The 23,799-nt window shown below is 51.8% G+C and carries 27 protein-coding genes and 5 tRNA genes; 14 read left to right on the forward strand and 18 right to left on the reverse strand.

What is annotated here, in order from left to right; all coding sequences use genetic code 11:
- The first annotated feature begins 2 nt into the window (after positions 1-2).
- The 9 genes from FDW96_RS06105 to luxS all read left to right on the forward strand — a co-directional run bounded on the left by FDW96_RS06105 (position 3) and on the right by luxS (position 4,194).
- Positions 3-79 (forward strand) — tRNA-Arg (locus tag FDW96_RS06105).
- A 91-nt stretch (positions 80-170) separates the two neighbouring features.
- Positions 171-247 (forward strand) — tRNA-Arg (locus tag FDW96_RS06110).
- Between the two features lie 59 nt (positions 248-306).
- Positions 307-383: transfer RNA gene (locus FDW96_RS06115), tRNA-Arg, on the forward strand.
- Between the two features lie 60 nt (positions 384-443).
- Positions 444-520: transfer RNA gene (locus FDW96_RS06120), tRNA-Arg, on the forward strand.
- 60 nt (positions 521-580) lie between these two features.
- Positions 581-657: transfer RNA gene (locus tag FDW96_RS06125), tRNA-Arg, on the forward strand.
- 246 nt (positions 658-903) lie between these two features.
- Positions 904-1,470 (forward strand): fructose-1-phosphate/6-phosphogluconate phosphatase, encoded by a 567-nt coding sequence (gene yqaB / locus FDW96_RS06130; RefSeq protein WP_042313099.1) that lies wholly within the window; start codon positions 904-906, stop codon positions 1,468-1,470.
- The gene (locus tag FDW96_RS06135) at positions 1,467-1,895 is read left to right on the forward strand and encodes a YqaA family protein (RefSeq protein ID WP_042313100.1); all 429 of its coding nucleotides are present in this window, start codon (positions 1,467-1,469) and stop codon (positions 1,893-1,895) included. Before yqaB ends, FDW96_RS06135 begins: the two co-directional genes overlap by 4 nt.
- 77 nt (positions 1,896-1,972) lie before the next feature.
- A complete protein-coding gene (gshA, locus tag FDW96_RS06140; RefSeq protein ID WP_042313103.1) occupies positions 1,973-3,529 on the forward strand; it encodes a glutamate--cysteine ligase in 1,557 nt (518 codons plus the stop codon).
- Between the two features lie 149 nt (positions 3,530-3,678).
- A complete protein-coding gene (gene luxS, locus FDW96_RS06145) occupies positions 3,679-4,194 on the forward strand; it encodes an S-ribosylhomocysteine lyase (RefSeq protein WP_006687194.1) in 516 nt (171 codons plus the stop codon).
- A 90-nt stretch (positions 4,195-4,284) separates the two neighbouring features.
- Here luxS and emrB read toward each other — a convergent pair whose 3' ends face one another.
- From emrB to FDW96_RS06215, 14 genes are all read right to left on the reverse strand, one after another.
- Positions 4,285-5,823, reverse strand: coding sequence for a multidrug efflux MFS transporter permease subunit EmrB (gene emrB / locus FDW96_RS06150; RefSeq protein WP_042313106.1), 1,539 nt, complete (start codon positions 5,821-5,823; stop codon positions 4,285-4,287).
- A gap of 16 nt (positions 5,824-5,839) precedes the next feature.
- Positions 5,840-7,012, reverse strand: a complete 1,173-nt coding sequence (gene emrA / locus FDW96_RS06155) for a multidrug efflux MFS transporter periplasmic adaptor subunit EmrA (protein ID WP_042313108.1) — start codon at positions 7,010-7,012, stop codon at positions 5,840-5,842.
- A 127-nt stretch (positions 7,013-7,139) separates the two neighbouring features.
- Entirely contained in the window at positions 7,140-7,670 is a 531-nt protein-coding gene (gene emrR, locus FDW96_RS06160) for a multidrug efflux transporter EmrAB transcriptional repressor EmrR (RefSeq protein ID WP_042313109.1), read from the reverse strand.
- A gap of 90 nt (positions 7,671-7,760) precedes the next feature.
- A complete protein-coding gene (ygaH, locus tag FDW96_RS06165; protein ID WP_042313111.1) occupies positions 7,761-8,096 on the reverse strand; it encodes an L-valine transporter subunit YgaH in 336 nt (111 codons plus the stop codon).
- Positions 8,086-8,823 (reverse strand): AzlC family ABC transporter permease, encoded by a 738-nt coding sequence (locus FDW96_RS06170; protein WP_079226097.1) that lies wholly within the window; start codon positions 8,821-8,823, stop codon positions 8,086-8,088. Before FDW96_RS06170 ends, ygaH begins: the two co-directional genes overlap by 11 nt.
- A 122-nt stretch (positions 8,824-8,945) precedes the next feature.
- Positions 8,946-10,130 (reverse strand): MFS transporter, encoded by a 1,185-nt coding sequence (locus FDW96_RS06175; protein ID WP_061382318.1) that lies wholly within the window; start codon positions 10,128-10,130, stop codon positions 8,946-8,948.
- 149 nt (positions 10,131-10,279) lie between these two features.
- A complete protein-coding gene (gene proX / locus FDW96_RS06180) occupies positions 10,280-11,275 on the reverse strand; it encodes a glycine betaine/L-proline ABC transporter substrate-binding protein ProX (RefSeq protein ID WP_038632997.1) in 996 nt (331 codons plus the stop codon).
- Between the two features lie 93 nt (positions 11,276-11,368).
- Positions 11,369-12,433: a glycine betaine/L-proline ABC transporter permease ProW gene (gene proW / locus FDW96_RS06185; protein ID WP_137365360.1), complete on the reverse strand. Its 1,065-nt coding sequence runs from the start codon at positions 12,431-12,433 to the stop codon at positions 11,369-11,371.
- Positions 12,426-13,628 carry a glycine betaine/L-proline ABC transporter ATP-binding protein ProV gene (gene proV, locus FDW96_RS06190; RefSeq protein WP_042313120.1) on the reverse strand — a complete coding sequence of 401 codons (1,203 nt, stop codon included), beginning with the start codon at positions 13,626-13,628 and terminating at the stop codon, positions 12,426-12,428. The genes proW and proV overlap by 8 nt, the downstream gene beginning before the upstream one ends.
- Before the next feature lie 354 nt (positions 13,629-13,982).
- Positions 13,983-14,942, reverse strand: a complete 960-nt coding sequence (gene nrdF, locus FDW96_RS06195) for a class 1b ribonucleoside-diphosphate reductase subunit beta (RefSeq protein ID WP_042313123.1) — start codon at positions 14,940-14,942, stop codon at positions 13,983-13,985.
- Between the two features lie 10 nt (positions 14,943-14,952).
- A complete protein-coding gene (gene nrdE, locus FDW96_RS06200) occupies positions 14,953-17,097 on the reverse strand; it encodes a class 1b ribonucleoside-diphosphate reductase subunit alpha (RefSeq protein WP_137349504.1) in 2,145 nt (714 codons plus the stop codon).
- Positions 17,070-17,480, reverse strand: coding sequence for a class Ib ribonucleoside-diphosphate reductase assembly flavoprotein NrdI (nrdI, locus tag FDW96_RS06205; RefSeq protein WP_137365361.1), 411 nt, complete (start codon positions 17,478-17,480; stop codon positions 17,070-17,072). Before nrdI ends, nrdE begins: the two co-directional genes overlap by 28 nt.
- A complete protein-coding gene (gene nrdH, locus FDW96_RS06210) occupies positions 17,477-17,722 on the reverse strand; it encodes a glutaredoxin-like protein NrdH (protein ID WP_042313131.1) in 246 nt (81 codons plus the stop codon). The genes nrdI and nrdH overlap by 4 nt, the downstream gene beginning before the upstream one ends.
- 280 nt (positions 17,723-18,002) lie before the next feature.
- The gene (locus FDW96_RS06215) at positions 18,003-18,434 is read right to left on the reverse strand and encodes a carboxymuconolactone decarboxylase family protein (RefSeq protein WP_042313134.1); all 432 of its coding nucleotides are present in this window, start codon (positions 18,432-18,434) and stop codon (positions 18,003-18,005) included.
- Positions 18,435-18,524: 90 nt separating this feature from the next.
- On the opposite strand from FDW96_RS06215, the gene FDW96_RS06220 reads away from it, so the two are divergent.
- Both FDW96_RS06220 and FDW96_RS06225 read left to right on the forward strand, forming a co-directional pair.
- The gene (locus FDW96_RS06220; protein WP_042313137.1) at positions 18,525-19,859 is read left to right on the forward strand and encodes a PLP-dependent aminotransferase family protein; all 1,335 of its coding nucleotides are present in this window, start codon (positions 18,525-18,527) and stop codon (positions 19,857-19,859) included.
- Positions 19,860-19,982: 123 nt separating this feature from the next.
- Complete coding sequence (locus FDW96_RS06225; RefSeq protein WP_042313139.1) at positions 19,983-20,333, forward strand: DUF2002 family protein; 351 nt, start codon at positions 19,983-19,985, stop codon at positions 20,331-20,333.
- Positions 20,334-20,368: 35 nt separating this feature from the next.
- Here the strand turns inward: FDW96_RS06225 and alaE are convergent, their stop codons facing one another.
- Positions 20,369-20,818: an L-alanine exporter AlaE gene (gene alaE, locus FDW96_RS06230; RefSeq protein ID WP_003037259.1), complete on the reverse strand. Its 450-nt coding sequence runs from the start codon at positions 20,816-20,818 to the stop codon at positions 20,369-20,371.
- Positions 20,819-21,367: 549 nt separating this feature from the next.
- Between alaE and stpA the strand changes: the two genes are divergently transcribed.
- Positions 21,368-21,769 carry a DNA-binding protein StpA gene (gene stpA / locus FDW96_RS06235; protein ID WP_079226104.1) on the forward strand — a complete coding sequence of 134 codons (402 nt, stop codon included), beginning with the start codon at positions 21,368-21,370 and terminating at the stop codon, positions 21,767-21,769.
- Positions 21,770-21,805: 36 nt separating this feature from the next.
- Here the strand turns inward: stpA and FDW96_RS06240 are convergent, their stop codons facing one another.
- The 3 genes from FDW96_RS06240 to FDW96_RS06250 all read right to left on the reverse strand — a co-directional run bounded on the left by FDW96_RS06240 (position 21,806) and on the right by FDW96_RS06250 (position 22,902).
- On the reverse strand, positions 21,806-21,985 hold the full coding sequence (locus tag FDW96_RS06240) for a hypothetical protein (protein WP_038632960.1): 180 nt from the start codon (positions 21,983-21,985) through the stop codon (positions 21,806-21,808).
- Positions 21,986-22,065: 80 nt separating this feature from the next.
- Positions 22,066-22,593, reverse strand: a complete 528-nt coding sequence (locus FDW96_RS06245; protein WP_079226105.1) for a rhodanese family protein — start codon at positions 22,591-22,593, stop codon at positions 22,066-22,068.
- Positions 22,594-22,602: 9 nt separating this feature from the next.
- Positions 22,603-22,902 carry a helix-turn-helix transcriptional regulator gene (locus FDW96_RS06250; protein WP_006687216.1) on the reverse strand — a complete coding sequence of 100 codons (300 nt, stop codon included), beginning with the start codon at positions 22,900-22,902 and terminating at the stop codon, positions 22,603-22,605.
- Positions 22,903-23,087: 185 nt separating this feature from the next.
- On the opposite strand from FDW96_RS06250, the gene FDW96_RS06255 reads away from it, so the two are divergent.
- The gene (locus FDW96_RS06255) at positions 23,088-23,246 is read left to right on the forward strand and encodes a YqaE/Pmp3 family membrane protein (protein ID WP_038632951.1); all 159 of its coding nucleotides are present in this window, start codon (positions 23,088-23,090) and stop codon (positions 23,244-23,246) included.
- A gap of 98 nt (positions 23,247-23,344) precedes the next feature.
- On the forward strand, positions 23,345-23,794 hold the full coding sequence (gene lysM / locus FDW96_RS06260; RefSeq protein ID WP_038632949.1) for a peptidoglycan-binding protein LysM: 450 nt from the start codon (positions 23,345-23,347) through the stop codon (positions 23,792-23,794).
- Positions 23,795-23,799: the final 5 nt, after the last annotated feature.

Below are 23,799 nucleotides of genomic sequence, written 5' to 3' on the forward strand. Positions count from 1 at the left end.
TTGCATCCGTAGCTCAGCTGGATAGAGTACTCGGCTACGAACCGAGCGGTCGGAGGTTCGAATCCTCCCGGATGCACCATCTTTTCTGCAATAGTGCATTAGCGTTGTTACAGAAAATCGATATCGCTTTAGCAGTGGTATCAAATCTGCAGTAAAGTAAGTTTCCCGATGCATCCGTAGCTCAGCTGGATAGAGTACTCGGCTACGAACCGAGCGGTCGGAGGTTCGAATCCTCCCGGATGCACCATCTTTACTTGATATCGCTTATTGCGGTATCAATATCGGCAGTAAAGCAAGTTTCCCGATGCATCCGTAGCTCAGCTGGATAGAGTACTCGGCTACGAACCGAGCGGTCGGAGGTTCGAATCCTCCCGGATGCACCATCTTTTCCTTGATATCGCTTATTGCGGTATCAATATCGGCAGTAAAGCAAGTTTCCCGATGCATCCGTAGCTCAGCTGGATAGAGTACTCGGCTACGAACCGAGCGGTCGGAGGTTCGAATCCTCCCGGATGCACCATCTTTTCCTTGATATCGCTTATTGCGGTATCAATATCGGCAGTAAAGCAAGTTTCCCGATGCATCCGTAGCTCAGCTGGATAGAGTACTCGGCTACGAACCGAGCGGTCGGAGGTTCGAATCCTCCCGGATGCACCATCTTCTCCTAAATAATAGCGAAACTGTTATTTCACGGTCTGCGAGATAATCGCCAGCACCAGGGAGGATAACGTTGCTTCAGCAACGGCCCGTAGGGCGAACACTAGTGAGTAATCCTCCCGGATGCACCATCTCCCACTTGAATTATTTCCACATACTCTCTGAACATCCCTCAATTCGCTGTCAGCGACAAAATCAATCAATTACGATAAAATAACGTCTGGTCATTCGGCTTGTGAGAAGACGATGTACGAACGTTATGCGGGTTTGATTTTTGATATGGATGGCACCATCCTGGATACCGAACCTACGCACCGTAAGGCGTGGCATGAGGTATTGGGCCATTATGGGCTAAGGTTTGATGAACAAGCCATGGTCGCCCTCAATGGTTCCCCAACGTGGCGTATTGCCCAGTCGGTTATTGAATTGAATCATGCCGATCTTGACCCTCATGTTTTGGCACGAGAAAAAACGGACAAGGTAAAAAGCATGCTGCTGGATAGCGTCCAGCCTTTACCGTTGGTTGAAGTGGTGAAAGACTGGTATGGTCGCCGTCCTATGTCGGTAGGGACGGGGAGTGAAAGCGCAATTGCAGAGGCTCTGCTCGCTCACCTTGGTCTACGTCGCTATTTTGATGCTGTGGTTGCTGCCGATCACGTACAACGCCATAAGCCTGCTCCTGATACGTTCTTGCTCTGTGCTGAGCGAATGGGGGTTGTTCCGGCGCGCTGCGTCGTGTTTGAAGATGCCGATTTTGGACTGCAGGCGGCGAACGCAGCGGGGATGGACGCCGTGGATGTTCGGTTATTGTGAGTGATGGACTATCGCTCCTGTCACTGTTTGCCAGCAGTTTTCTCAGCGCCACGCTATTACCCGGCAATTCTGAAGTTGTTCTGGTTGCCTTGCTGGTTTCTGGGGCCAGTCATCCCTGGGTCTTAGTCTTAACAGCAACAATGGGTAATAGCCTTGGAGGGTTAACTAACGTTATCCTTGGGCGTTTCTTTCCATTGCGTAAAACATCGCGCTGGCAAGAGAAAGCCACTGGTTGGCTGCGGCGCTATGGCGCTGTCACACTATTATTAAGCTGGATGCCGGTTGTGGGTGATTTACTGTGCCTGTTAGCTGGATGGATGCGCATCTCGTGGGGCCCAGTTCTCTTTTTCTTATGCCTTGGCAAGGCGTTGCGCTATGTTGTTGTCGCAGCGGTTACGACGCAAGGCATTATGTGGTGGCACTAATTGTGTTGTGAGATAGCCTTCAGGGTAACCAATACCATTATGCTAATTAAAACGATTTTGACAGGCGGGAGGTCAATTTGATCCCGAACGTATCACAGGCGCTGGCCTGGCTGGAAAACCATCCTCAGGCGTTAAAGGGGATTCAACGTGGGCTGGAGCGTGAAACGCTGCGCGTCAATGCTGATGGGTCATTGGCAACGACAGGCCATCCTGAGGTGTTAGGCTCAGCGCTAACACATAAGTGGATAACCACGGACTTTGCCGAAGCGCTGCTGGAGTTTATTACTCCACCTGGCGACGATATTCATAAAATGCTGACGTTCATGCGTGACCTGCATCGTTATACCGCCAGAAACCTGGGTGACGAGCGTATGTGGCCGTTGAGCATGCCTTGCTATATTGCCGAAGGTCAGGATATTGAGTTGGCTCAGTACGGTACGTCGAATACCGGTCGTTTGAAAACGCTTTATCGTGAAGGCCTCAAAAACCGTTATGGCGCGTTGATGCAGACCATCTCCGGCGTACATTACAACTTCTCGCTGCCGATGGCTTTCTGGCAGGCGAAATGCGGCGTAACGGACGGCGAAGATGCTAAAGAGAAGATCTCTGCGGGTTACTTCCGCCTGATCCGCAACTATTACCGTTTTGGTTGGGTGATCCCGTATCTGTTTGGCGCCTCTCCGGCTATTTGTTCCTCCTTCCTGCAAGGAAAACCGACCACCCTGCCGTTTGAAAAAACCGACTGTGGGATGTATTACCTGCCGTACGCGACATCGCTACGTCTGAGCGATTTAGGCTATACCAATAAGTCGCAAAGTAATCTCGGAATTACGTTTAACGATTTGCATGAGTATGTGGCAGGATTAAAGCGCGCGATCAAAACCCCTTCCGAGGAGTACGCGGCGATCGGTCTGGAGAAGGACGGTAAGCGTCTGCAAATTAACAGCAACGTTTTGCAGATTGAAAATGAACTGTATGCGCCTATTCGTCCAAAACGCGTTACTCGTCGTGGTGAAACACCTTCTGACGCGCTTCTGCGTGGCGGTATTGAGTACATCGAAGTACGTTCACTGGATATTAACCCGTTCTCACCAATCGGCGTAGACGAGCAACAGGTGCGCTTCCTCGATCTGTTTATGGTCTGGTGCGCATTGGCCGATGCGCCGGAAATGAGTAGCGATGAGCTGTTATGTACGCGTACTAACTGGAATCGCGTTATTCTGGAAGGGCGTAAGCCTGGCCTGACCTTAGGCATTGGCTGTGAGGCAGCGCAGTTCCCGCTGCCGAAGGTAGGTAAAGATCTGTTCCGCGATCTGAAACGCGTGGCACAAACGCTGGACAGCATCGATGGGGGAGAGGAGTATCAGAAGGTCTGTGATGAACTGGTTGCCTGTTTTGACAATCCTGAACTGACTTTCTCTGCCCGGATCCTACGGTCTATGATTGATGAAGGCATTGGCGGTACGGGGAAAGCGTTGGGTGAGGCTTACCGCAATCTGCTGCGCGAAGAGCCGTTGCAGATCGTGCAGGAAGAAGAGTTTATTGCTGAAACCGAAGCTTCAAAGCGTCGTCAGCAGGAGATCGAAGCGGCTGATACCGAGCCGTTTAGCGTGTGGCTGGAAAAGCACGCTTGATACAAAAGAAAAAGGCCACTCGGGAGTGGCCAAAATTTCATCTCTGAAAACAGGGATGATGATAACAAATGCGCGTCTTTCATATACTCAGACTCGCCCCGGAACAAAGAGTTCAGATTATTTTTAAAAAATTTATCGGAGGTGGCTAAATGCCGTTGTTAGATAGTTTTACTGTCGATCACACCCGGATGGAAGCTCCCGCGGTCCGGGTTGCAAAAACGATGAACACCCCGCATGGCGACGCAATCACCGTGTTTGATCTGCGTTTCTGCATTCCGAACAAAGAAGTGATGCCTGAGAAAGGTATCCACACGCTGGAACACCTGTTTGCAGGTTTTATGCGTAACCACCTCAACGGTAACGGCGTTGAGATTATTGATATCTCTCCGATGGGATGCCGCACCGGCTTCTACATGAGTCTGATTGGTACCCCGGACGAGCAGCGTGTTGCCGACGCGTGGAAAGCGGCGATGGCTGACGTACTGAAAGTGCAGGATCAAAACCAGATCCCTGAGCTGAACATTTACCAGTGCGGCACGTATCAGATGCACTCGCTCAGTGAAGCGCAGGACATTGCCCGTCATATCCTTGAGCACGATGTGCGCGTGAACAGCAATGAAGAGCTGGCGCTGCCGAAAGAGAAGTTGCAGGAGCTGCATATTTAGTTGTCATGCAGGAACGCATCTAATCCGGCTGACAAATAATAGGCGCCAGCTGGTATAAAAAAGCCAGTTCATTTGAACTGGCTTTTTTGATCAATGCGCGCCGCCGCCACCGCCGCCTGCACCAAACGGTGGTTTAGCGAACCAGACAAGACCAAGCAGCACCAGGAAGATCCCCGCCGACATCCAGAAGATTTCGTTGGCGGAAATGATCAGCCCTTGATTGGTTATCTGTTGGGCCAGCCAGCCAGAGGCTTGCTCCTTGCTCATCCCTAATCCCTGCAGCTGGTTATACATAGCCTGTGCATTTGGGTTATAGGGGTTAACAGACTCCGTTAACTGCGCATGGTGTAGCGACTCACGGTTAGTCCACATTGTCGTGGTAATGGAAGTCCCGATAGAACCTGCCAGCGTTCGCGTAAAGTTAGACAAGCTGGAAGCCGCAGCCAGACGTTCAGGTGGTAAACCGGACAGCGTAATGGTTGTCAGCGGCATAAAGAAGCAGGCTACTGCGAAACCCTGAATAAACTGCGGCCAGGCCGATGCGCCAAAGTCCATACCCGGTTCGAACGTCCACGCACGCCAGTAGAAACAGACGGCGTACATAATAAAACTGAAAGTGACCAGCCGACGCATATCCAGCTTATGCGCGAAGCGACCGATTATCGGCGACAGGATCACCGGGATCACCCCAACCGGCGCGGAGGCCAGACCGGCCCAGGTTGCCGTATATCCGTAAACCTCCTGCAATAGCTGCGGCAGCAGGACGATTGCGCCGAAGTAGAGCATATAGGCCAGACTGATACACAAACAGCCGATGGTAAAGTTTCGCGACTTAAACAGCGAGAGGTCGACAATCGGATGCTCGTCGGTAAGCTCCCAGACGATCAGGAAGCTGATAGCGACAACGGCAACCACCGTCAGGATGATAATCTCCTGTGAGGCAAACCAGTCCAGCTCTTTGCCGCGGTCGAGCATAATCTGCAAGCTACCGATACCAATGACCAGCAATGCCAGACCAATGGCGTCAATGCGTCGCTGCTCGGTTTTGGTTTCTCGCCCGCGTAGAGTTTGCAGGGTCATCAATACCACCGCCGCGCCGATTGGCACGTTGATGAAGAATATCCAACCCCAGTGATAGTTGTCGCTAATATAGCCCCCAAGAATCGGGCCGCATATTGGGGCGACAATCACCGTCATCGACCATAGCGCGAGGGCGATGGAACGCTTGGCGGGAGGATAATTATTCAGCAACAGGCTTTGCGAAAGCGGAATTAATGGACCGGCGACAATCCCTTGTACCACGCGGAAGAAAATCAGCATGTTCAGGCTGTTGGACATACCGCACGCCCACGACGCAATGGCGAAAGCGATAGTCGACCACATAAATAGCTTCACTTCGCCAACGCGCTTTGCCAGCCAGCCGGTGATCGGAATAGAGATAGCGTTCGCCACCCCAAAAGAGGTGATCACCCAGGTCCCCTGGCTCAGCGAAGAGCCCAGGTTCCCGGCGATAGTGGGGATCGCCACGTTAGCAATGGTGGAGTCCAGCACCTGCATGAATGTCGCCATAGACAGCGCGATCGTCATAATGACGAGCTGCGCGCCTTCCAGCGGTTTTTGCTGTTGCATCACACGCACCTTTGAATTAGCCCGCGTTGGCCCGCACGATCTCTTCGATCATCTTATTGACCGGATCAAGGTTGATTTCACGTGCATTACTTTCTGATACCGGTGTGGTACGGACCTGGCTTGCCAGAATTTGTCCGTCGCGATTTGAGGTATCTACCGTAACCAGCGTGGACAAACCGATCCGCAGCGGATGCTGCGCCAGTTGCTGCGCATCCAGTTCGATACGTACCGGCAGACGCTGGACGACTTTGATCCAGTTACCGGTTGCGTTTTGCGCAGGCAGGAGAGAAAAGGCGCTGCCCGTACCCATATCCAGGCCAACAATTTTACCGGTGTATTTCACGTCATCGCCGTAAATATCACTGATAACCGTCGCAGGCTGGCCGATACGCATGTGCGCAAGCTGCGTTTCTTTAAAGTTGGCATCGACCCACAGGTTGGTGGCCGGAACAACCGCCATCAGCGGCGTGGTTGGGCTGATTTGCGCGCCAGGCTGGACGGAACGACGGGAAACATAGCCGGTCATTGGACTGACGATTCTGGTACGTTCCAGGGCCAGCCAGGCGTTGCGCACTTCGGTAGCGGCCTGTTGTACAGCAGGCTGATCTTCCAGCTTGCTGCCGAGAATCATCGCCTGGTTAGCATTATATTGCTGGATTGCGACATCAAGCTGCGCTTGAGCGCTGGCAACGGCATCACGCGCATGTTGCAGTTCTTCGCGGCCAATCAGGTTCGCATTGCCCAGCGGTACGCGACGATTAAAATCGCTTTGCGCCTGTGCCAGAGCGGTTTTCTGCACTTCAATGCTTGCCTGTAACTGCTTGCTGTTGATCATCAGCTGGTGCGTCTGGCGCACGCTGGAAGCCAATGCCGTTTTGGCTTTTTCAAATGCCTGCTTAGCATCCGTCTGATCGAGGGTAACCAGCACATCGCCTTGTTTAACAAAGTCAGTGTTATCAGCCCAGACTTTCGTCACGCTGCCTGATACCTGCGCCATGATTTGAACCTGGTTCCCTGCCACGTACGCATCGTCCGTCTCTTCGACATGACGCAGTACTAAAAACCAATAAATCCCATATGCCACGGCAATGATAATAAAGAGCAAGGTCAGAAGGAGCAGCGCATTTTTACGTTTGCCATTCTTCTTAACCGGTTGCTGCGGGGTTTGAGTCTCCGCATTTGCGCTCATGTTGTTCTCCACGATCTTATTTTTTTCACATCGGCTGAGCCGACCTGTTCATCAGAAAGGCCAGCAGTATGCGTGCTGGCCTGTCGGTTTTCATTTATAAATCTGGATTTCTGAGCGAGTCAGCGCGTTAGCGCAGCGCTTCTAATACCGTGCCATCCTGCTCCATCTGATCAAGACGGGTCAGAAGTTTACGGGTGATTTGCTCAAGCTGATCTTTTTCGGTGGTGCTGAGAGATGACCAGAGTTGATGCAGGCAGTTGTGCTGAGGTGGTAAAACCTCTTGCAAAAAAGCATGGCCTTTTTCGGTCAATTGCAGATGCAGACAGCGGCGATCGTTATCGCTTTCGCGACGTTCAATCCAGCCACGTTTTTCTAACTCATCCGCAATGCGGGTAGCGTTAGTCCGTGACGAGCCAAGCGCGCAACTCAGTTCAGAAGGCTGAATACTGTGGTTTTCCTGAGACTCCAGCGTAATCAACGCCATAAACAATGTCTCGTTAATCCCTTGAGCTTTCAGCATCTTATTGCGATTTTCCAGCAGCTTGCCTTGCATGTGCATGCAAAGACGAGTCAGAAGCACTTCCTGATAAGGGAACTCTTCGTAGCGGCTGGCGCGAAATTTTAGCATTTGTTCAATGGGCGTAAACGAACTATCCATTTGGGTATAACCTCATTAATTTCAGCCGATATAGTAACGACAGTGACAAATAAAGTAAATGTATTATTTATTTAAAATGATTGTTTTTATCTATAAGCCAACCAGCATTTTCCAGGCTAATCCGTAGCCCAGAGCACTCAGTAAGGTCGGAATGATGATGCTGCGGGTCTTATAGAAGCTTGCGCCCAGTATGACAAACCCCACCAGCGTAGGCACGAACCGGCGAGCATCGTGCATCACTTCTGGCGCGGTAGACACCACCAACAGGGCGCAAATTGATGCAATGCCAATGGTGTCGAGTAATATGCCCGTCGCGCCGCGTCTTGTCGGGCGAACATTCCCCACCCCAAGACGGAGCGGTAAATAGCGAAAGCAGTAATTCACGCAGCCGACCAGCAGGCCGAGCAGTAAAACTTCATAGCTCATCCGGTCCTCCCTGCCAAAATGACTGGAGCAACGCGGTCAGGCATCCGCAGACGATGCCCAAAAGGATGGCGGCAGGGATAGAAAAGAGTATTACCCCGGCCAGCGCGCCAGCCAGTGCGGCAGTCACGCAGAGCGCCTGTTGACGCTGGAAAGAGGCGAGCAGGAAACTCATAAATAGCGCCGGAAGCATGAAGCCCAGTGCCGCTTCAACCGCGGGATAATCTTTGAGTAAACCACTACCGGAAAACGCGCCGACCACCGTGCCGAATACCCAGGAAGCCCAGGAACATAGCGCAATGCCAATCATCCAGTTTTCACTCCAGCGCCGATTATCCCGTACCAGTTTAGCCGTTGCAGCGGCAAAGACTTCATCGGTGAGACCAAAGGCCCACAGCGCGCTTTTGGGTTTGTTCAGGCGCTGTGTGATGCGACTGCGCAGGGAGGGACCGTATAAAACATGGCGGACATCCATAGCCATAACGGTCAGTGCGGCGACCCACAGAGAACTGCCTGCGGCAAGCATAGTGGTAATGACGAACTGGCTGGCTCCCGCATAGATAATGCAGGAGAAAAAGAGGCTTTCGACCGGCGTAAAGCCAAGGCGAGTAGCATTGAGACCAAATGCAAAAGCGACCGGAATATAGCTGATAACTATCGGTAGACTGTCTTTGCATCCTTCCGTTAACGTCGCCGAACGGGATCCGGACTGGGGTATAGGGCTTTCCATAGGGTTATAGGTTTCATTACCGAAATTAATATAACTTGGTTCAATGAGTTATAACCTTAGCAGACTGATGGGCTCCTTAACACCCTGTGGAGCCCAATCAGCGGTAAACAAGCGCTATACGCTTAATTTACGGCTTCCTGACGGTGAAAACCTCGCCACCAGACCAACAGGTTGAGTACGGCAACGGTCGTACCCGCCAGACAAACGCCAGCCCAACCGGCATGCTGCCAGGCGGAAGCGGAAATCAACGAACCAGCGGCCCCGCCAATAAAATAGCTGGTCATGTAGCCGGCGGTCAGACGGTTACGTGCATCCGGATGAATGCGATAAATAACCGTCTGGTTAGTGATATGCACTCCCTGAACGGTGAGATCCAGAATCAGAATGCCGATAATCAGCATCGGCACCGAAGTGTGCCCGAGCCAGATAGCCAGCCACGAGAGCAACAGTAACAACAGGCCAACGGTTGTGGTGAGATGTGATTTTCCTTTATCGGCAAAGCCACCCGCCGGGCGCGCGCCTAACGCACCAGCCGCCCCCGCCAGACCGAACAGACCGATCATCCCCTCTGAATAGTTAAACGGCGGCGCGGCGAGCAAAAATGCCATTGAGGTCCACAGAATGCTGAAGTTGGCAAAAGTCAGGCAACCCAGCATTGCGCGGGTACGCAGCAATTTATCATGGATAAACAGGCTGAATACGGAACCTAACAGTTGCGGATAGTTAAGCTGGGTATCTGATTTCATCTTCGGCAGACCGCGCCACAGCGCAATTGCCATCAACGCCATCAGTATCGATGCCACCCAAAATACGGTGCGCCAACCGCCAAGGTTCGCCAGTAATCCCGCTACGGTACGCGCCAGCAGAATCCCCAGCAACAGACCGCTCATAATTGTCCCGACGACTTTTCCGCGCTTGTCCGGGGTGGCAAGCGTTGCCGCCAGGGGAACCAGGATCTGCGCCACTACCGAGAACAGCCCGGTCAGAGCGGTGCCGAGGATCAGCATGCCCAACGACTGGCTACTGGCGGTAATCAGCATGCCGCCAGCCGCCAGCAGCGTCATGGAGACAATCAGCATCCGGCGTTCAAACATGTCGCCAAGCGGTACCAGGAATAGCAGACCTGCGGCATAGCCGAGCTGGGCCGCGGTGACGATAAATCCCGCTGTACTGGCTGACAGTGAGAAGTTGCGGGCGATGGTGTCGAGCAGTGGTTGCGCGTAATAGTTACTGGCGACGGCAAGGCCGGTGGCGATAGACATTAACAGGATCAGCGAAGGGCTAAGTCCCTGAGTGGTTTTCGTCATGGTTTTCAACTGAATAATGGGTTGCAGAAAACAATCATAACGGAAGTGATTAACTGTTGCTGATTTGTTGGGTGATGGATTGTGCGGTTTAGGGGGGATAGAGGGAAACAGGCCGGATAAGCGTTAGCGTATCCGGCATTCAGTCGATGTTATTTCTGCGCAGCCAGCGCTTCGTTTACCCAGCCGTCGAACTGCTGCTGGTGGGCTTTGATCCAGCCGTCTACGTGACCCTGAACATCGGCTTCAGACGCTTTACCGTCATGCATCATCGCGTTCTGTGCGTTGATATCCGCCAACGGTAATTTCATGATAGCGAACAGTTTCGCTGCCGCTGGGTTTTTCTCCGCCCAGGCTTTGTTGGCGACGATGTGCATGGTGTTCACCGGGAAACCGTAGTTTGCACCGTTTGGCAGTTTGGTATCGATATCTTTCTGCTCACCCGGCAGGGAAGAGAATGGTACCTGCAACCAGACCACATCTTTGCCCGGCTTCATCACGTCGCTGACCCAGTACGGAGTCCAGGTGTAGTAGAGGATCGGTTTGCCTTCTTTAAAGCGGGTGATGGTGTCTGCCATCATCGCCGCATAGTTACCGTGGCTGACCTCGACCGTTTTTTCCAGATCGAAGGCTTTGTTCTGGTGGTTGATCACCGCTTCACAACCCCAGCCAGGAGAACAGCCCATCATATCGGCTTTTCCGTCACCGTTGGTGTCAAAAATTTTGGCAATCTTGGGATCTTTTAACTGGGCGATGTTGGTGATTTTGTACTGCTCAGCGGTTTTTTTGTCGATCAGATAACCCTGTGCAGCACCCGTAACGAATACCCCCTCGCGATAAAACTTTTTGTCTCCGCCTGCCGCGGCGTACATATCATCATGCAGCGGCTGCCAGTTCACGGCGGTAAAAGTTGCATCGCCAGAGGCAATGGAGGTATAGCCGACGTTGTAGTCAACTTCGCTGGTTTTGTTAACGGTGTAACCCAGTTTCTCCAGCGCGCGGGCGACCAGTTGCGTCTGGAAGGATTCTTCAGAGATAGTGCTCTGGATTGGCTGTACGGTGATGCCTTTGCCTGGCAGGTCGGCAGCGAAAGCGCTGGTGGAGACAAGGGTAGCAAACGCTGTGGCAAAAAGTACGGTATGTCGCATCGTTGTTCCTTATTACACTTCATCCTGAATGATTTTGTGCAAGTTAATGAATTGTAGGCCCGGTAAGCAATGCGCTACCGGGCAACGGGTGTATTACTTCGTGAAAGGGCGAGTGATAAGCCCAACGGGACCAGTGGTGTACCAGCGACGGTTGCCACGACTACGTGAGTCGCGACCAACGGCCTGCGTCAGGCGATCCAGGATGATGGCGAGGATCACAATCCCAACGCCACCAACCGTGGCTAATCCCATATCCAGACGACCAATTCCTCGCAGAACCATCTGACCCAATCCGCCAACGGCAATCATCGAGGCGATGACCACCATCGAGAGCGCCAGCATCAGCGTTTGGTTAACCCCGGCCATAATGGTGGGCATCGCCAGCGGGAGCTGCACTTTAAACAGCATTTGACGTGGGCTGGCGCCAAACGAGCGCGAGGCTTCAATCAGGTCGGCCGGCACCTGGTTAATCCCCAGAATGGTCAGACGGACGATTGGCGGCAGGGCGAAGATAATCGTCACCACTACGCCAGGGACGTTACCAATACCGAACAGCATGACAATCGGCACCAGATACACGAAGGCGGGGGTGGTTTGCATCGCATCCAGCAGCGGACGAACAATCTTTGCCGCCCGAGGGCTGCGCGCCAACCAGATGCCCATCGGCAGACCGATCACCACACAGAACAGTAATGCGGTCAGCACCAGCGCCAGCGTGATCATCGCTTGCGACCACGCGCCAATGGCGCCGATAGCAATCAACGAAATCAGCGTCGCGACACCCATTCCAACGCCGGAAATCTGCCAGGCGATCAGGGCGAACAGGATAATCGCCACGGGGGCAGGCATACCCAACAGCATTTGCTGGAAGCCGTTGAGAATGTAATCCACCGGTACACGGATGCCCTGGAAGACCGGACGAAAATGGGTAACCACCCAGTCGATCCCCTCGGTGACCCAACTGTCCAATGGGATCAGCGTCTTATGGAACGGATCCATAATGTTGAAATGCTCTGGTGCCGGCGTGGGCGCGCTGGTCAGCCAGTCTGCGCTACCGCCGTCAGTAGGCGCGGCGGATGGTGTGCTCCACGCATCGGCGGTTTGGGCGGCGCTATTGGCCGCTGGTGTGGTATCCCACGGATTAGTTTGATCAGCCATTGTTTGCCCCCTCACGATCTAAAGCCTGTAACAGCATGCGTTTTGAAATGACGCCCACATACTGCTGTTCCTCGTCAACAACCGGTACCGCACACGGTGCCTGGCCGACATGAGAAAGCAACTCGCTGAGAGGAGTTTGTGCATCGACAGCCAGCGGTTCATTGATCAACGCCGCTTCAATACCTTGCGCCTGACTAAGCGCGGTTTTTAGTGAGTCGATCGAGACGACGCCGACGAATTTATTGCCACGTTCGATCACGTAGCCATATTCGCGATCTTTGTCCTGCAATAATTGCAGCGCCGAACGAGGGCCTACGCCTGGTGTTTTACGAATTAAACCTTCGGGGCTACGGCGGGAAATATCTTTTGCGCTGAACACCTGGCTAATATCAACGCCGCGGAAGAAGGTGCGTACATAATCATTCGCCGGATTATTCAGGATTTCATCCGGTGTACCGACCTGTACCACTTCACCGTTTTGCATAATGGCAATTCTGTCGCCAATACGCATAGCTTCGTCGAGATCATGGGAAATAAAGACCACCGTACGTTGATGCTTCGCCTGGAGTTTTACCAGTTCATCCTGCATCTCGGTGCGAATTAATGGATCGAGGGCTGAGAAGGCCTCATCCATTAATAAGATGTCAGGGTTAATGGCTAATGCGCGGGCGAGACCTACACGCTGACGCATCCCCCCGGAAAGTTCATCCGGGTAAGCGTGAGCGTAATTCTCCAGACCAACCTGACGTAGAGCATCCAGCGCCTTTTCGCGACGTTCATCCGCGGCGACGCCGGCTAATTCCATGCCGAATGCCGTATTGTCCAGCACCGTCATATGCGGCATCAGGGCAAAGGACTGAAAGACCATCGCAATCTTTTTTCTGCGCACCTCGCGGAGTTCGGCATCGGAGATCCGGGCGATATCTACGCCGTCGATCAGTACCTGTCCGCGGGTGGGTTCAATCAGGCGATTGAGAAGGCGTACCATTGTGGATTTACCCGAGCCGGATAATCCCATGATGACAAATATCTCGCCTTCTTCAATGGCCAGACTGGCGTCTTTAACGCCAAGCGATAGCCCTGTTTTATCCAGAATTTGCTCTTTGGTAAGTCCTTTTTCAATATATTTGAACGCTCTCTGAGGATGCTCGCCAAATATCTTATAGAGGTTCTTCACTTCTAATTTAATTGCCATGCAATAGAATGATTCCTGTTATTTGTTTATATCTATATATTACCTGATGGAAATAGTGACCTTTTTCTACCCTAACATACTGAGAATCTGAGACAACCCTGAATTTAGTTGTGGCATGAATATTGCCGAAGCTGAGATGGCGGGACTTCCCGTGATATAAGGGCTGAGCGCGAATATGAGTAGACTGATATTTTTTGTAAATGCCAATGAAAAGGCGCCTGAATTGATGGAATGCAGGCGAATAATGCGGCTGATATTGAGTGTAGATCACACAATTATATTTGCACGATAAAAGTGTGATCCTGTTAAAATATTTCCGCGAAAAATGTACGGTATTTTCCGTGAAAATGAGAGTTAAAAATTCCAGTCGTCGTCTTCAGTTTCGACCGCTTTGCCCATTACATAAGATGAGCCAGAACCTGAGAAGAAATCGTGGTTTTCGTCTGCATTGGGCGACAGCGCGGCAAGGATTGCCGGGTTAACCTCCGCCATCTCTGGCGGGAATAACGCCTCATAACCCAAATTCATTAATGCCTTATTGGCGTTGTAACAGAGGAAGGCTTTGACGTCATCCACCCAACCGGTTTCTGCATACAATTCTTCCGTATAACGCGCTTCGTTATCATACAGTTCCATGAGCAGGTCGAGGGCAAAATTCTTTAACTCCTCGCGTGCGGATTCAGAAATATACTCCAGGCCTTTTTGAAATTTATAACCAATGTAATACCCGTGGACCGCTTCATCACGAATGATCAGACGAATGAGATCGGCGGTATTCGTCAGTTTGCCGCGGCTGGAGAAATACATCGGCAACCAGAAGCCGGAATAGAACAGGAAGGATTCCAGAAACACGCTGGCAATTTTCTTCCGCAACGGATTATCGCTGGCGTAATGGGCCAGAATAATCTGCGCCTTACGTTGGAGCGGATTATTTTCCTCACTCCAGGCGTAAGCTGCATCCACATCTTTGGTCTGGCAAAGCGTGGAGAAAATAGAGCTGTATGAGCGGGCGTGAACGGCTTCCATAAAGCTGATATTCGACAGCACCGCTTCTTCGTGTGGTGTTAATGAATCCGCCATTAGCGCTGGCGCACCGGCAACATTCTGAATGGTGTCGAGTAGCGTTAGCCCGGTAAAAACGCGGATAGTTAACTGCTGCTCGGCAGCGTTCAACGTTTGCCAGGACGGGACGTCGTTAGAGAGCGGGACTTTTTCCGGTAGCCAGAAGTTACTGGTCAGGCGATTCCATACTTCAAGGTCTTTATCATCTTCAATCTTGTTCCAGTTGATGGCGCTCACGCGGGATAATGTCATGATCTCCTCCTTACAGCGCGCATGACACGCAACCTTCGATTTCGGTCCCTTCCAGCGCCAACTGACGCAGTCGGATGTAGTACAGCGATTTGATGCCCTTACGCCAGGCGTAGATCTGCGCTTTGTTGATATCGCGGGTAGTGGCGGTATCGGGGAAAAAGAGCGTCAGCGACAGTCCCTGATCGACATGGCGCGTCGCTTCTGCATAGGTATCAATGATCTTTTGTGGGCCAATCTCGTAGGCATCCTGATACAAGGCCAGATTGTCATTGGTCATAAAAGGAGCAGGGTAGTAAACGCGCCCGGTTTTGCCCTCTTTGCGAATTTCCACTTTTGACACGATTGGGTGAATACTGGACGTCGCATGGTTGATGTAGGAAATAGAGCCGGTTGGCGGAACTGCCTGTAAATTCTGGTTATAAATGCCGTAGCGCATCACATCTTCACGCAGTTGCGACCACATCTCACGCGTCGGCAGCGTAATGCCGTTGGCGGCAAACAGCGCGCGAACTTTGTCGGTTTTTGGCTGCCAGTCACCCTGCAGATACTGGCTAAAATACTCGCCGCTGGCATAGCGAGACTGCCTGAATCCGGCAAAGGCTTTACCACGCTCGCGGGCGAGCTTCATTGACGTATTCAGCGCATGCCAGGTGATGGTGTAAAAGTAGATATTGGTGAAATCCAGCCCTTCCGGCGAGCCGTAGGCGATGCCTTCCCGCGCCAGATATCCGTGCAGGTTCATCTGACCAAGACCAATCGCGTGCGATGCGCTGTTTCCGGCTGCAATCGAGGGTACGCTGCGAATATGACTCATGTCCGAAACGGCGGTTAAGCCGCGAACCGCCGTTTCCACGGTACGACCAAAATCCGGGGAATCCATGGTATGGGCGATATTCAGCGAGCCGAGGTTGCAGGAGATATCGTGTCCGGTCTGCGCGTAGTTGAGATTTTCATCGTAGGTGGAGGCGCTGTTAACCTGCAAAATTTCGGAGCACAGATTGCTCATGTTAATACGACCGGCAATCGGATTGGCGCGATTCACCGTATCTTCAAACATGATGTAAGGGTAGCCGGACTCAAACTGGATCTCAGCCAGCCGCTGGAAGAAATCGCGGGCGTTAATGTATTTTTTACGCACACGTTCATCGGCAAGCAGTTCGTCATAGCGTTCACTGACGGCGATATCGCCGAACGCTTTGCCGTAAATGCGTTCCACGTCATAGGGTGAGAACAGCGCCATGTCGGCATTCTCTTTGGCCAGTTTAAAGGTGATATCCGGGATCACCACGCCAAGCGACAGGGTTTTGATACGGATTTTCTCGTCGGCGTTTTCACGTTTGGTATCCAGAAAACGTAAAATATCCGGATGGTGTGCGTGCAGGTACACTGCGCCCGCACCCTGACGCGCGCCGAGTTGATTGGCATAAGAAAACGCATCTTCCAGCATTTTCATTACCGGGATTACGCCGGAGGACTGATTCTCAATGCGTTTAATCGGCGCACCTGCTTCGCGCAGGTTAGAGAGCAAAAACGCTACGCCGCCACCGCGCTTGGAAAGTTGCAGCGCAGAGTTAACCGCCCGGCCAATGGACTCCATGTTGTCTTCAATGCGTAACAGGAAGCAGGAAACCAGCTCACCGCGCTGCTGTTTGCCGCAGTTTAAGAAGGTTGGCGTGGCGGGCTGAAAGCGCCCGGAGAGCATTTCATCGGTAAGCTGCATGGCGAGCGTTTCATCTCCCTGCGCCAGCGTGAGCGCCACCATCGTTACCCGATCCTCAAAATCTTCGAGATAACGCTTACCATCAAATGTTTTCAGCGTATAGCTGGTATAGAACTTCCACGCACCGAGGAACGTCTGGAACCGAAATCCGCTGGCGTGAGCGTGGGCAAAGAGCTTTATCACAAACGCGTGATCGTAACGAGCTAACACGCTGGCATCGTAATAGCCTTCATCTATCAATGTTTCCAGGCGCTTCTGCGGGCTGGCAAACGCTACCGAGTTGGGGCGGACATGCGTGGCCAAAAAAACCTCTACCGCCTGGTGGTCTTTGTCGAACTGAATACGCCCGGCCTGATCGTACAGATTCAGCATGGCGTTCAGGGCGTGATAATCCAGCGTGGGCTGGGTTATGCGTTCTGCGGTTGTCGTTGCCAAAATTCACTCACTCCTTGTCGAACGTTGTCGATATCGCTTTGGGTGCCCATCAGCTCGAAGCGGTAGAGCCACGGCACGCCGCATTTTTGTGAGATGACCTCACCCGCGCGACCATAGGCGTCACCGAAATTGCGATTGCCGGAGGCAATCACCCCACGGATTAACGCGCGGTTGTGCGGATCGTTTAAAAAGCGGATCACCTGTCTCGGAACCGCACCCGCCGTTCCGCCGCCACCGTAGGACGGCACGATTAAAATGTAAGGTTCGTCTACCCGGATCCGCTCGCGTTCGTTAAGCGGAATGCGGATGGCAGGCAGCCCCAGACGCTGGATAAAGCGGTGTGTATTTTCGGAGCTGCTGGAGAAGTAGACGAGCTGGCTCATGCGCTGACCATATGGGGTTGTGGACGCAGACGGTTGATCATGTCCGGGCGAAACCCGGACCAACTGGTTTCCCCGGCGACGACGACCGGTAACTGACGAAAGCCTTGATCGCGCAGGCTGTCAGCCATATCGGGCTGCAAATCAATATTTACCATCTCAAAGTCAAACCCACGGCTTTCCATTGCCCGCTTAGTGGCGTGGCACTGAACACAGTTATTACGAGTGTAAATAACAATACGCATGATTCGCATTTCCATTTATGAGTAAAAGATCGACGCGATTGATAGCGTCGGATTGTAGGTGTCTTGATAGAAATGATACTAGATGTAGTTTTAAAAAGATTCAACCATACAAGATATGGGAATTTTAGATTGATGAAGGGGAAGGTGATGAGCGTGACGGGGGAAGGGATATGTAGCATGACGGGGTGTCGGAGGACGACGCGTCGCGTCTTATCCGGCCTACAGGGGAACACATCGTAGGTCGGATAAGGCATTTATACTGCCATCCGGCAGGGCAGAATTACATGCGCATCCCAACCGCCAGGCGGTTGAAGCAATTCATTAGGCTGATGGCAAACGTCAGATCGCTGATTTCTTTGGCGCTAAAATGGTCAAGCAACGGCAGATAAACATCATCTTCCGCGTGGGTGCTGGCGATATGAGTGACTGATTCGGCCCACGCCAGCGCCGCACGTTCCTGCTCACTGAAATGGTGGCTCACTCGCCAACCTGCCAGCGCGTCAAGTTTGGCCTGCGCAACGCCTGCTTTGCGCAGCGCCTTACTGTGCATTTCCAGGCAAAATGCGCAGCCGTTGATTTGCGAGACCCGCAGGTACAGCAGTTCCGTCAGCGTAGGTTCCAGCGCGCAATTTTCCAGCGCTTTGCTGGCCTGAACCAGAGCGTTATAAATTTCAGGACTGAGTTCATAATAGGGCTGGCGTAACATTGTCATGGTATCTCTCCTCGTTTGGATAACCCGCAATGTAGCACTATAATGGACTGCTACAGAGAGCCATATTGTTGCAAAAAAAGCAGACCATAAATGCCGCGCTATCAACAAATCGCCCGCCAGTTAAAAAATGCCATTGAGACCGGTGAACTCAAACCAGGCACAAGATTGCCCTCAAGCCGGACGTGGTCCCAGGAACTGGGGGTTTCGCGTTCGACGGTGGAACATGCCTATTCCGAGCTGGTGGCGCAGGGCTGGCTGGCTCGACGTGGGCAGGCGGGAACTTTTGTCAGCGAGCAATTGCGACCAGAGACCGCGCCTACGGCTCCCACTATCTTCGCAGGAGAAAATCCCAGACCACAACCTTTTCAGATGGGGTTACCCGCACTCGATCTCTTCCCGCGTGAAGTCTGGGCGCGGGTGATGGGCCGACGTTTGCGCACCCAAACGCGTTTTGATCTGGCTGTGGGGGATGTTTGCGGCGAAAGGGGGCTGCGTCAGGCGATTGTTGATTACCTGCGCGTTTCGCGCAGCATTGAGTGCCAGCCGGAGCAGGTTTTTATCACTTCTGGCTATGCGGCATCGATGACGCTAATCCTGCGCGCGCTGTCTCAACCCGGTGAAGGGATGTGGGTCGAAGATCCCGGCTTTCCGTTGATCAGACCGGTGGTGGCTCAGGAGCGAATTGCGCTGATGCCGGTTCCTGTTGATGCCAATGGTCTGGATGTCTGCGCTGGGATCCGCGATTACCCGCAGGCGCGCTTTGTTTTGCTTACACCCGCACATCAAAGCCCGCTGGGTGTGGCCCTTTCATTGGAACGTCGCCATCAGTTGCTGGAGTGGGCGGCCCGCACCCAGGCATGGATTATTGAAGATGACTATGACAGTGAATTTCGCTACCACGGTAAACCGTTGCCGCCGTTAAAAAGTCTGGATGCGCCGCAGCGGGTGATTTATGCCGGAACGTTCAGTAAATCAATGTTTCCTGCTCTGCGCACGGCATGGCTGGTGGTGCCCATGACTCAGGTCGAACATTTTCGCCAGCAGGTGGCGCTAGCGGCCTGTAGCGTTCCGGTTTTATGGCAACAAACGTTGGCGGATTTTATGCGTGAGGGGCACTTCTGGCGGCACTTAAAACGCATGCGTCAACATTATGCCCAGCGACGTCAGTGGATGGAAAGTGCCCTGACCGAACACGGTTTTAGCGTGCTCCCGCAAGAGGGTGGGATTCAACTGGTGATGAGTGTAGACGCAGACGATGTTGCGTTAGTCCGTAAAGCGAATCGGGCAGGTCTGGCTGTACAAGCCTTGAGCCAGTGGCGTATAACGCCGAACGGACAAGGGGGAATATTATTGTCATTTACCAATATTAGCTCAGCGGAAATGGCGCTGCAGGCGGCATATCAATTGCGGCAGGCGCTGACGTAAATCTGCACGGTTCTTAAGATATTCGTCCCACCGTCTTCACTCGTTTATGGACTTTTCTGAAAGCGTTGCTAATGCTGAATCAGGTAAGGTAAGCCCGCAGTAAAAGATAACGAGGAAAATAATATGTATTTACGACCTGATGAGGTGGCGCGCGTACTTGAAAAAGTGGGCTTTACCGTTGATGTAGTGACGCCGAAAACGTACGGCTATCGACGTGGTGAAAATTATGTGTACGTTAACCGGGAAGCACGTATGGGACGTACCGCCTTAGTCATCCATCCCACGCTTAAAGAGCGCAGCTCTTCACTGGCGGAACCTGCGACAGACATTAAAACCTGCGATCACTACCAGCAATTCCCGTTGTATTTAGCCGGAGAGAACCATGAGCATTATGGTATTCCTCACGGCTTTAGTTCGCGTATTGCACTTGAGCGTTATCTGAGTGGGTTATTTGGCGACGTTAACGCTAACTAATAACGCGACTGGCAGGGCCAGTCGCGAGAGGCGTGTCAGGCTTTAGCCTGGTGATAGCTGCTGACCTTAAACAGGCGGCGGCAATAATCAAGGAAGTAGCCGTATACTGCGCCCATCAGCATCGATACCACGATGTTCGAACTTACCGCAGCCGTAATCTGGTGCCAGTCCGCGCCAACCGTCAACAGAATAATCACGTAAACCGGCGACTGGAAGGTGACATAAGCCAGCACGTCCGCCAGGTTTTTTGCCCATCCAGCCTGCGTGGCTTTACGTGCCGCGCGCATAAACAAATCACGGTACATGCCGTATGGCCAGGCGATCAGAATATTGACAGGGATGGCCACCAGTCTGGAGTACAGTGACTGTTCAAAGCTCATTCCAGAAAGGAATATCTCGATCAACATGTTCACGACAGAACAATAAACAACCATCGCGAACGTGTCTGCTACAGCATGACGCAAGCGTGACTGCGGAGAGAACATGTTAATGCTCCTTGTAAAAAGGGGAAAAAAGGTTTTGAATACCTTTGGTGCTAGTGATTTGTCTTGCTGCTTTCGCGTTTCAATAGGATATCTGCCTGGATAATAACTAGCAACTAGCTTAAAATTTTTATTTATTGTCTTTTTGTCGATAAAATGCTCTGTATTGGTTTGATTTTTGTTCGTTTTGGTGTTTTCGTTGTTTAGCTAATTAAAAGTATTTTATATCAATAAGTTATGGAGACTTGTTTTTCTGAATTTTTTGCGCTCCTTTTCTGAAAGTTGACTGATGTTCAGAATGTGCGCGTGCCGGCCCTGGACAATAAAGTGATGTGTTTATCAGACGATGTGCTGAGACGTTATGCGAGTATATTTACAGTGACTAGCCAGGGAATATAAAATATTTGATGTCAGGTTTCAGGATAGCCATTTAAATAACGGGAATGGCTATTTATTTAATAATCTGTGAAAAAATTAGACTGGAAAAATAATAATCAGTTGCATACAATATTTGGCGTAATACCATTTTTACGTTAAAGAGGTTTTGTTAATATGAGTTCAATGTTAAAAAACTTAAATAATATCCGCTCGCTGCGTGTAATGGCGCGTGAATTTTCCGTTGATGTGCTCGAAGATATGCTCGAAAAATTCAGAGTAGTAACCAAAGAACGCCGCGATGAAGAAGAACAGATTCAGCGCCAACGTGCAGAACAGCAGGAAAAAATTAATAATTTGCTGGCCCTGATGCAGGCAGATGGGATCAATCCGGAAGAGTTGCTGAGTATGACGCCAGCGACGTCGCGGGCAGCCAAAAAACGTCAACCACGCCCGGCGAAATATCGTTTTATCGATTTCAACGGTGAAGCAAAAACATGGACCGGGCAAGGCCGTACACCAAAGCCAATTGCCCAGGCGCTGGCTGCCGGTAAATCTCTTGATGATTTTTTAATCTAATTATAAATGCGGTGAGGGTATCCTCACCGCCTGTTTTCAGCAGACGCCGAAATCACCGTCTTCGGTATATCGCGTCACGTCAGCTGCTTTCAGTGTGAATTTCTCACCGCTTTCATTACTGGCTTGTACCGCCACAATTTGATCTTCGTTGACTTCGACAACTTTCAGTTTAGGTCCGCCCATGCGTGGTTGAACCAGATCGCCAGGTTTAAACATATTGCGCTCCTTTATTTATCGCACAACTCACCATAGATCACGTCAATCGACGGGTACAGCGCTGATTCAGGTATTACCGCTTAATGAGTACGACGATTCCAGGGCATTTTGTCCAGCAACCGCGCCATGCCGCAAAAGCCGGTCACGCCAGCGAGTATCAGCCCGGCACCCACAAAACCGCTCAGCAGGAAGAAGGCGCTGCTGACGGCGTAACCCAGAATGACGCCGAGTAAGGCAAGACTACCTGCGGCTATCTGCACCTGACGCATCAGCGGCAACGGTTGCGAACTGTCTTTTGCCACCGGTAAACCTGCGGCTTTCCAGCCATCAATTCCACCTTCAAGCAACCAGACTTGTGCTGGCGCGGCAATCGCGCTGAGCCTGTTCGCTGCATTTTGTGTGCGTTTGCCTGACTGGCAGTGAAAAATCACCTGCTCGGCGCGTAAATTCGTAGGCAACGATCCCTGCTCAAGTGTGGGTAACGGTGCCAGATGCGCCTCAGGAATATGCTCGTGCAGGTACTCGTCGGCATCGCGGATATCAATCAGTTTCGCGCCTTGCGCGACCAGCGTCTGCGCCTCGCGCGGGGAAATCGTCCCAATGGTCATGATGGCTCCTTATGGGCAATACAGTGTTTTTAATGTGGCGATCAGCGAATTCACGGCCGCATTTTTAATGGAATAAAGGATGCGCTGGGCATCGCGCTGGCTGTCTATCAGACCTTCTTCGCGCATACGCGCCAGATGCTGTGAAGTAGCGGAAGGACTCAGGCCGGTAGCGCGTGCTAATTCGCCTGCGCTGGTACCGGGCGAACCGCAGAGCATGCACAAAATCAGCAACCGCTTCGGGTTACTCATCGCTTTGAGCAGAGCGGCCGCCTGTTCAGCGCTGGCCTGGAGTTGTTCAAGTTCTGTCATATGTATTTAAGTGTATTCTAAATTAAGTAAATTCTAAAATAAAAAACCAACGTACGCCAGCGTAAAGAGCGTAAAAGAGGGTAAAACAGCAGGGGAAGGCTGGCAGATTTGAGTAGAATGACTACTCTTAGAGATAAAATCTCTTTTTAAACAATGATTAACTTTTTTGCTTGTAGGGAGTTTGTATGGGTTTCTGGAGAATCGTTTTCACTATTATTCTGCCCCCGCTTGGCGTACTGCTGGGAAAAGGATTCGGCTGGGCGTTTATCCTTAATATCGTTCTGACGCTGCTGGGCTACATTCCAGGTTTGATCCACGCCTTTTGGGTACAAACGCGTAATTAAGATTTCTTTTCATAAACGGCGCATTTGCGCCGTTTTCTTTGCCGTCCTCTCTCCTCTGCTACACTTCCTGGTGTTGCTTGTTAATAACCGAGGTGGATATGGGACTCTTCAATTTTGTGAAAGATGCAGGTGAAAAACTTTGGGATGCGGTCACCGGAAATCATGACACGGCCGATCTGGCGAAGAAGGTGCAGGAACACCTGAATAAAACCGGCATCCCCGATGCAGATAAGGTGAACGTCCAAATTAACGAAGGCAAGGCCACCGTTTCTGGTGATGGATTAAGCCAGGAAGCGAAAGAGAAAATCCTGATTGCGATTGGTAATATCTCCGGTATCGCCAGCGTAGACGATCAGGTCAAAACCTCTGCACCCGCGAGCGAAAGTCAGTTTTATACCGTGAAAGCGGGCGATACCCTGAGCGCTATTGCCAAACAGGTTTACGGTAACGCTAATCTGTACAATAAAATCTTCGAAGCGAATAAACCGATGCTGAAAAGCCCGGATAAAATTTATCCCGGGCAGGTGTTACGTATTCCGGAAGAATGATGAAG

The sequence above is a fragment of the Citrobacter sp. TBCS-15 genome, assembly GCF_005280815.1.
Taxonomy (GTDB): Bacteria; Pseudomonadota; Gammaproteobacteria; order Enterobacterales; family Enterobacteriaceae; genus Citrobacter; species Citrobacter werkmanii.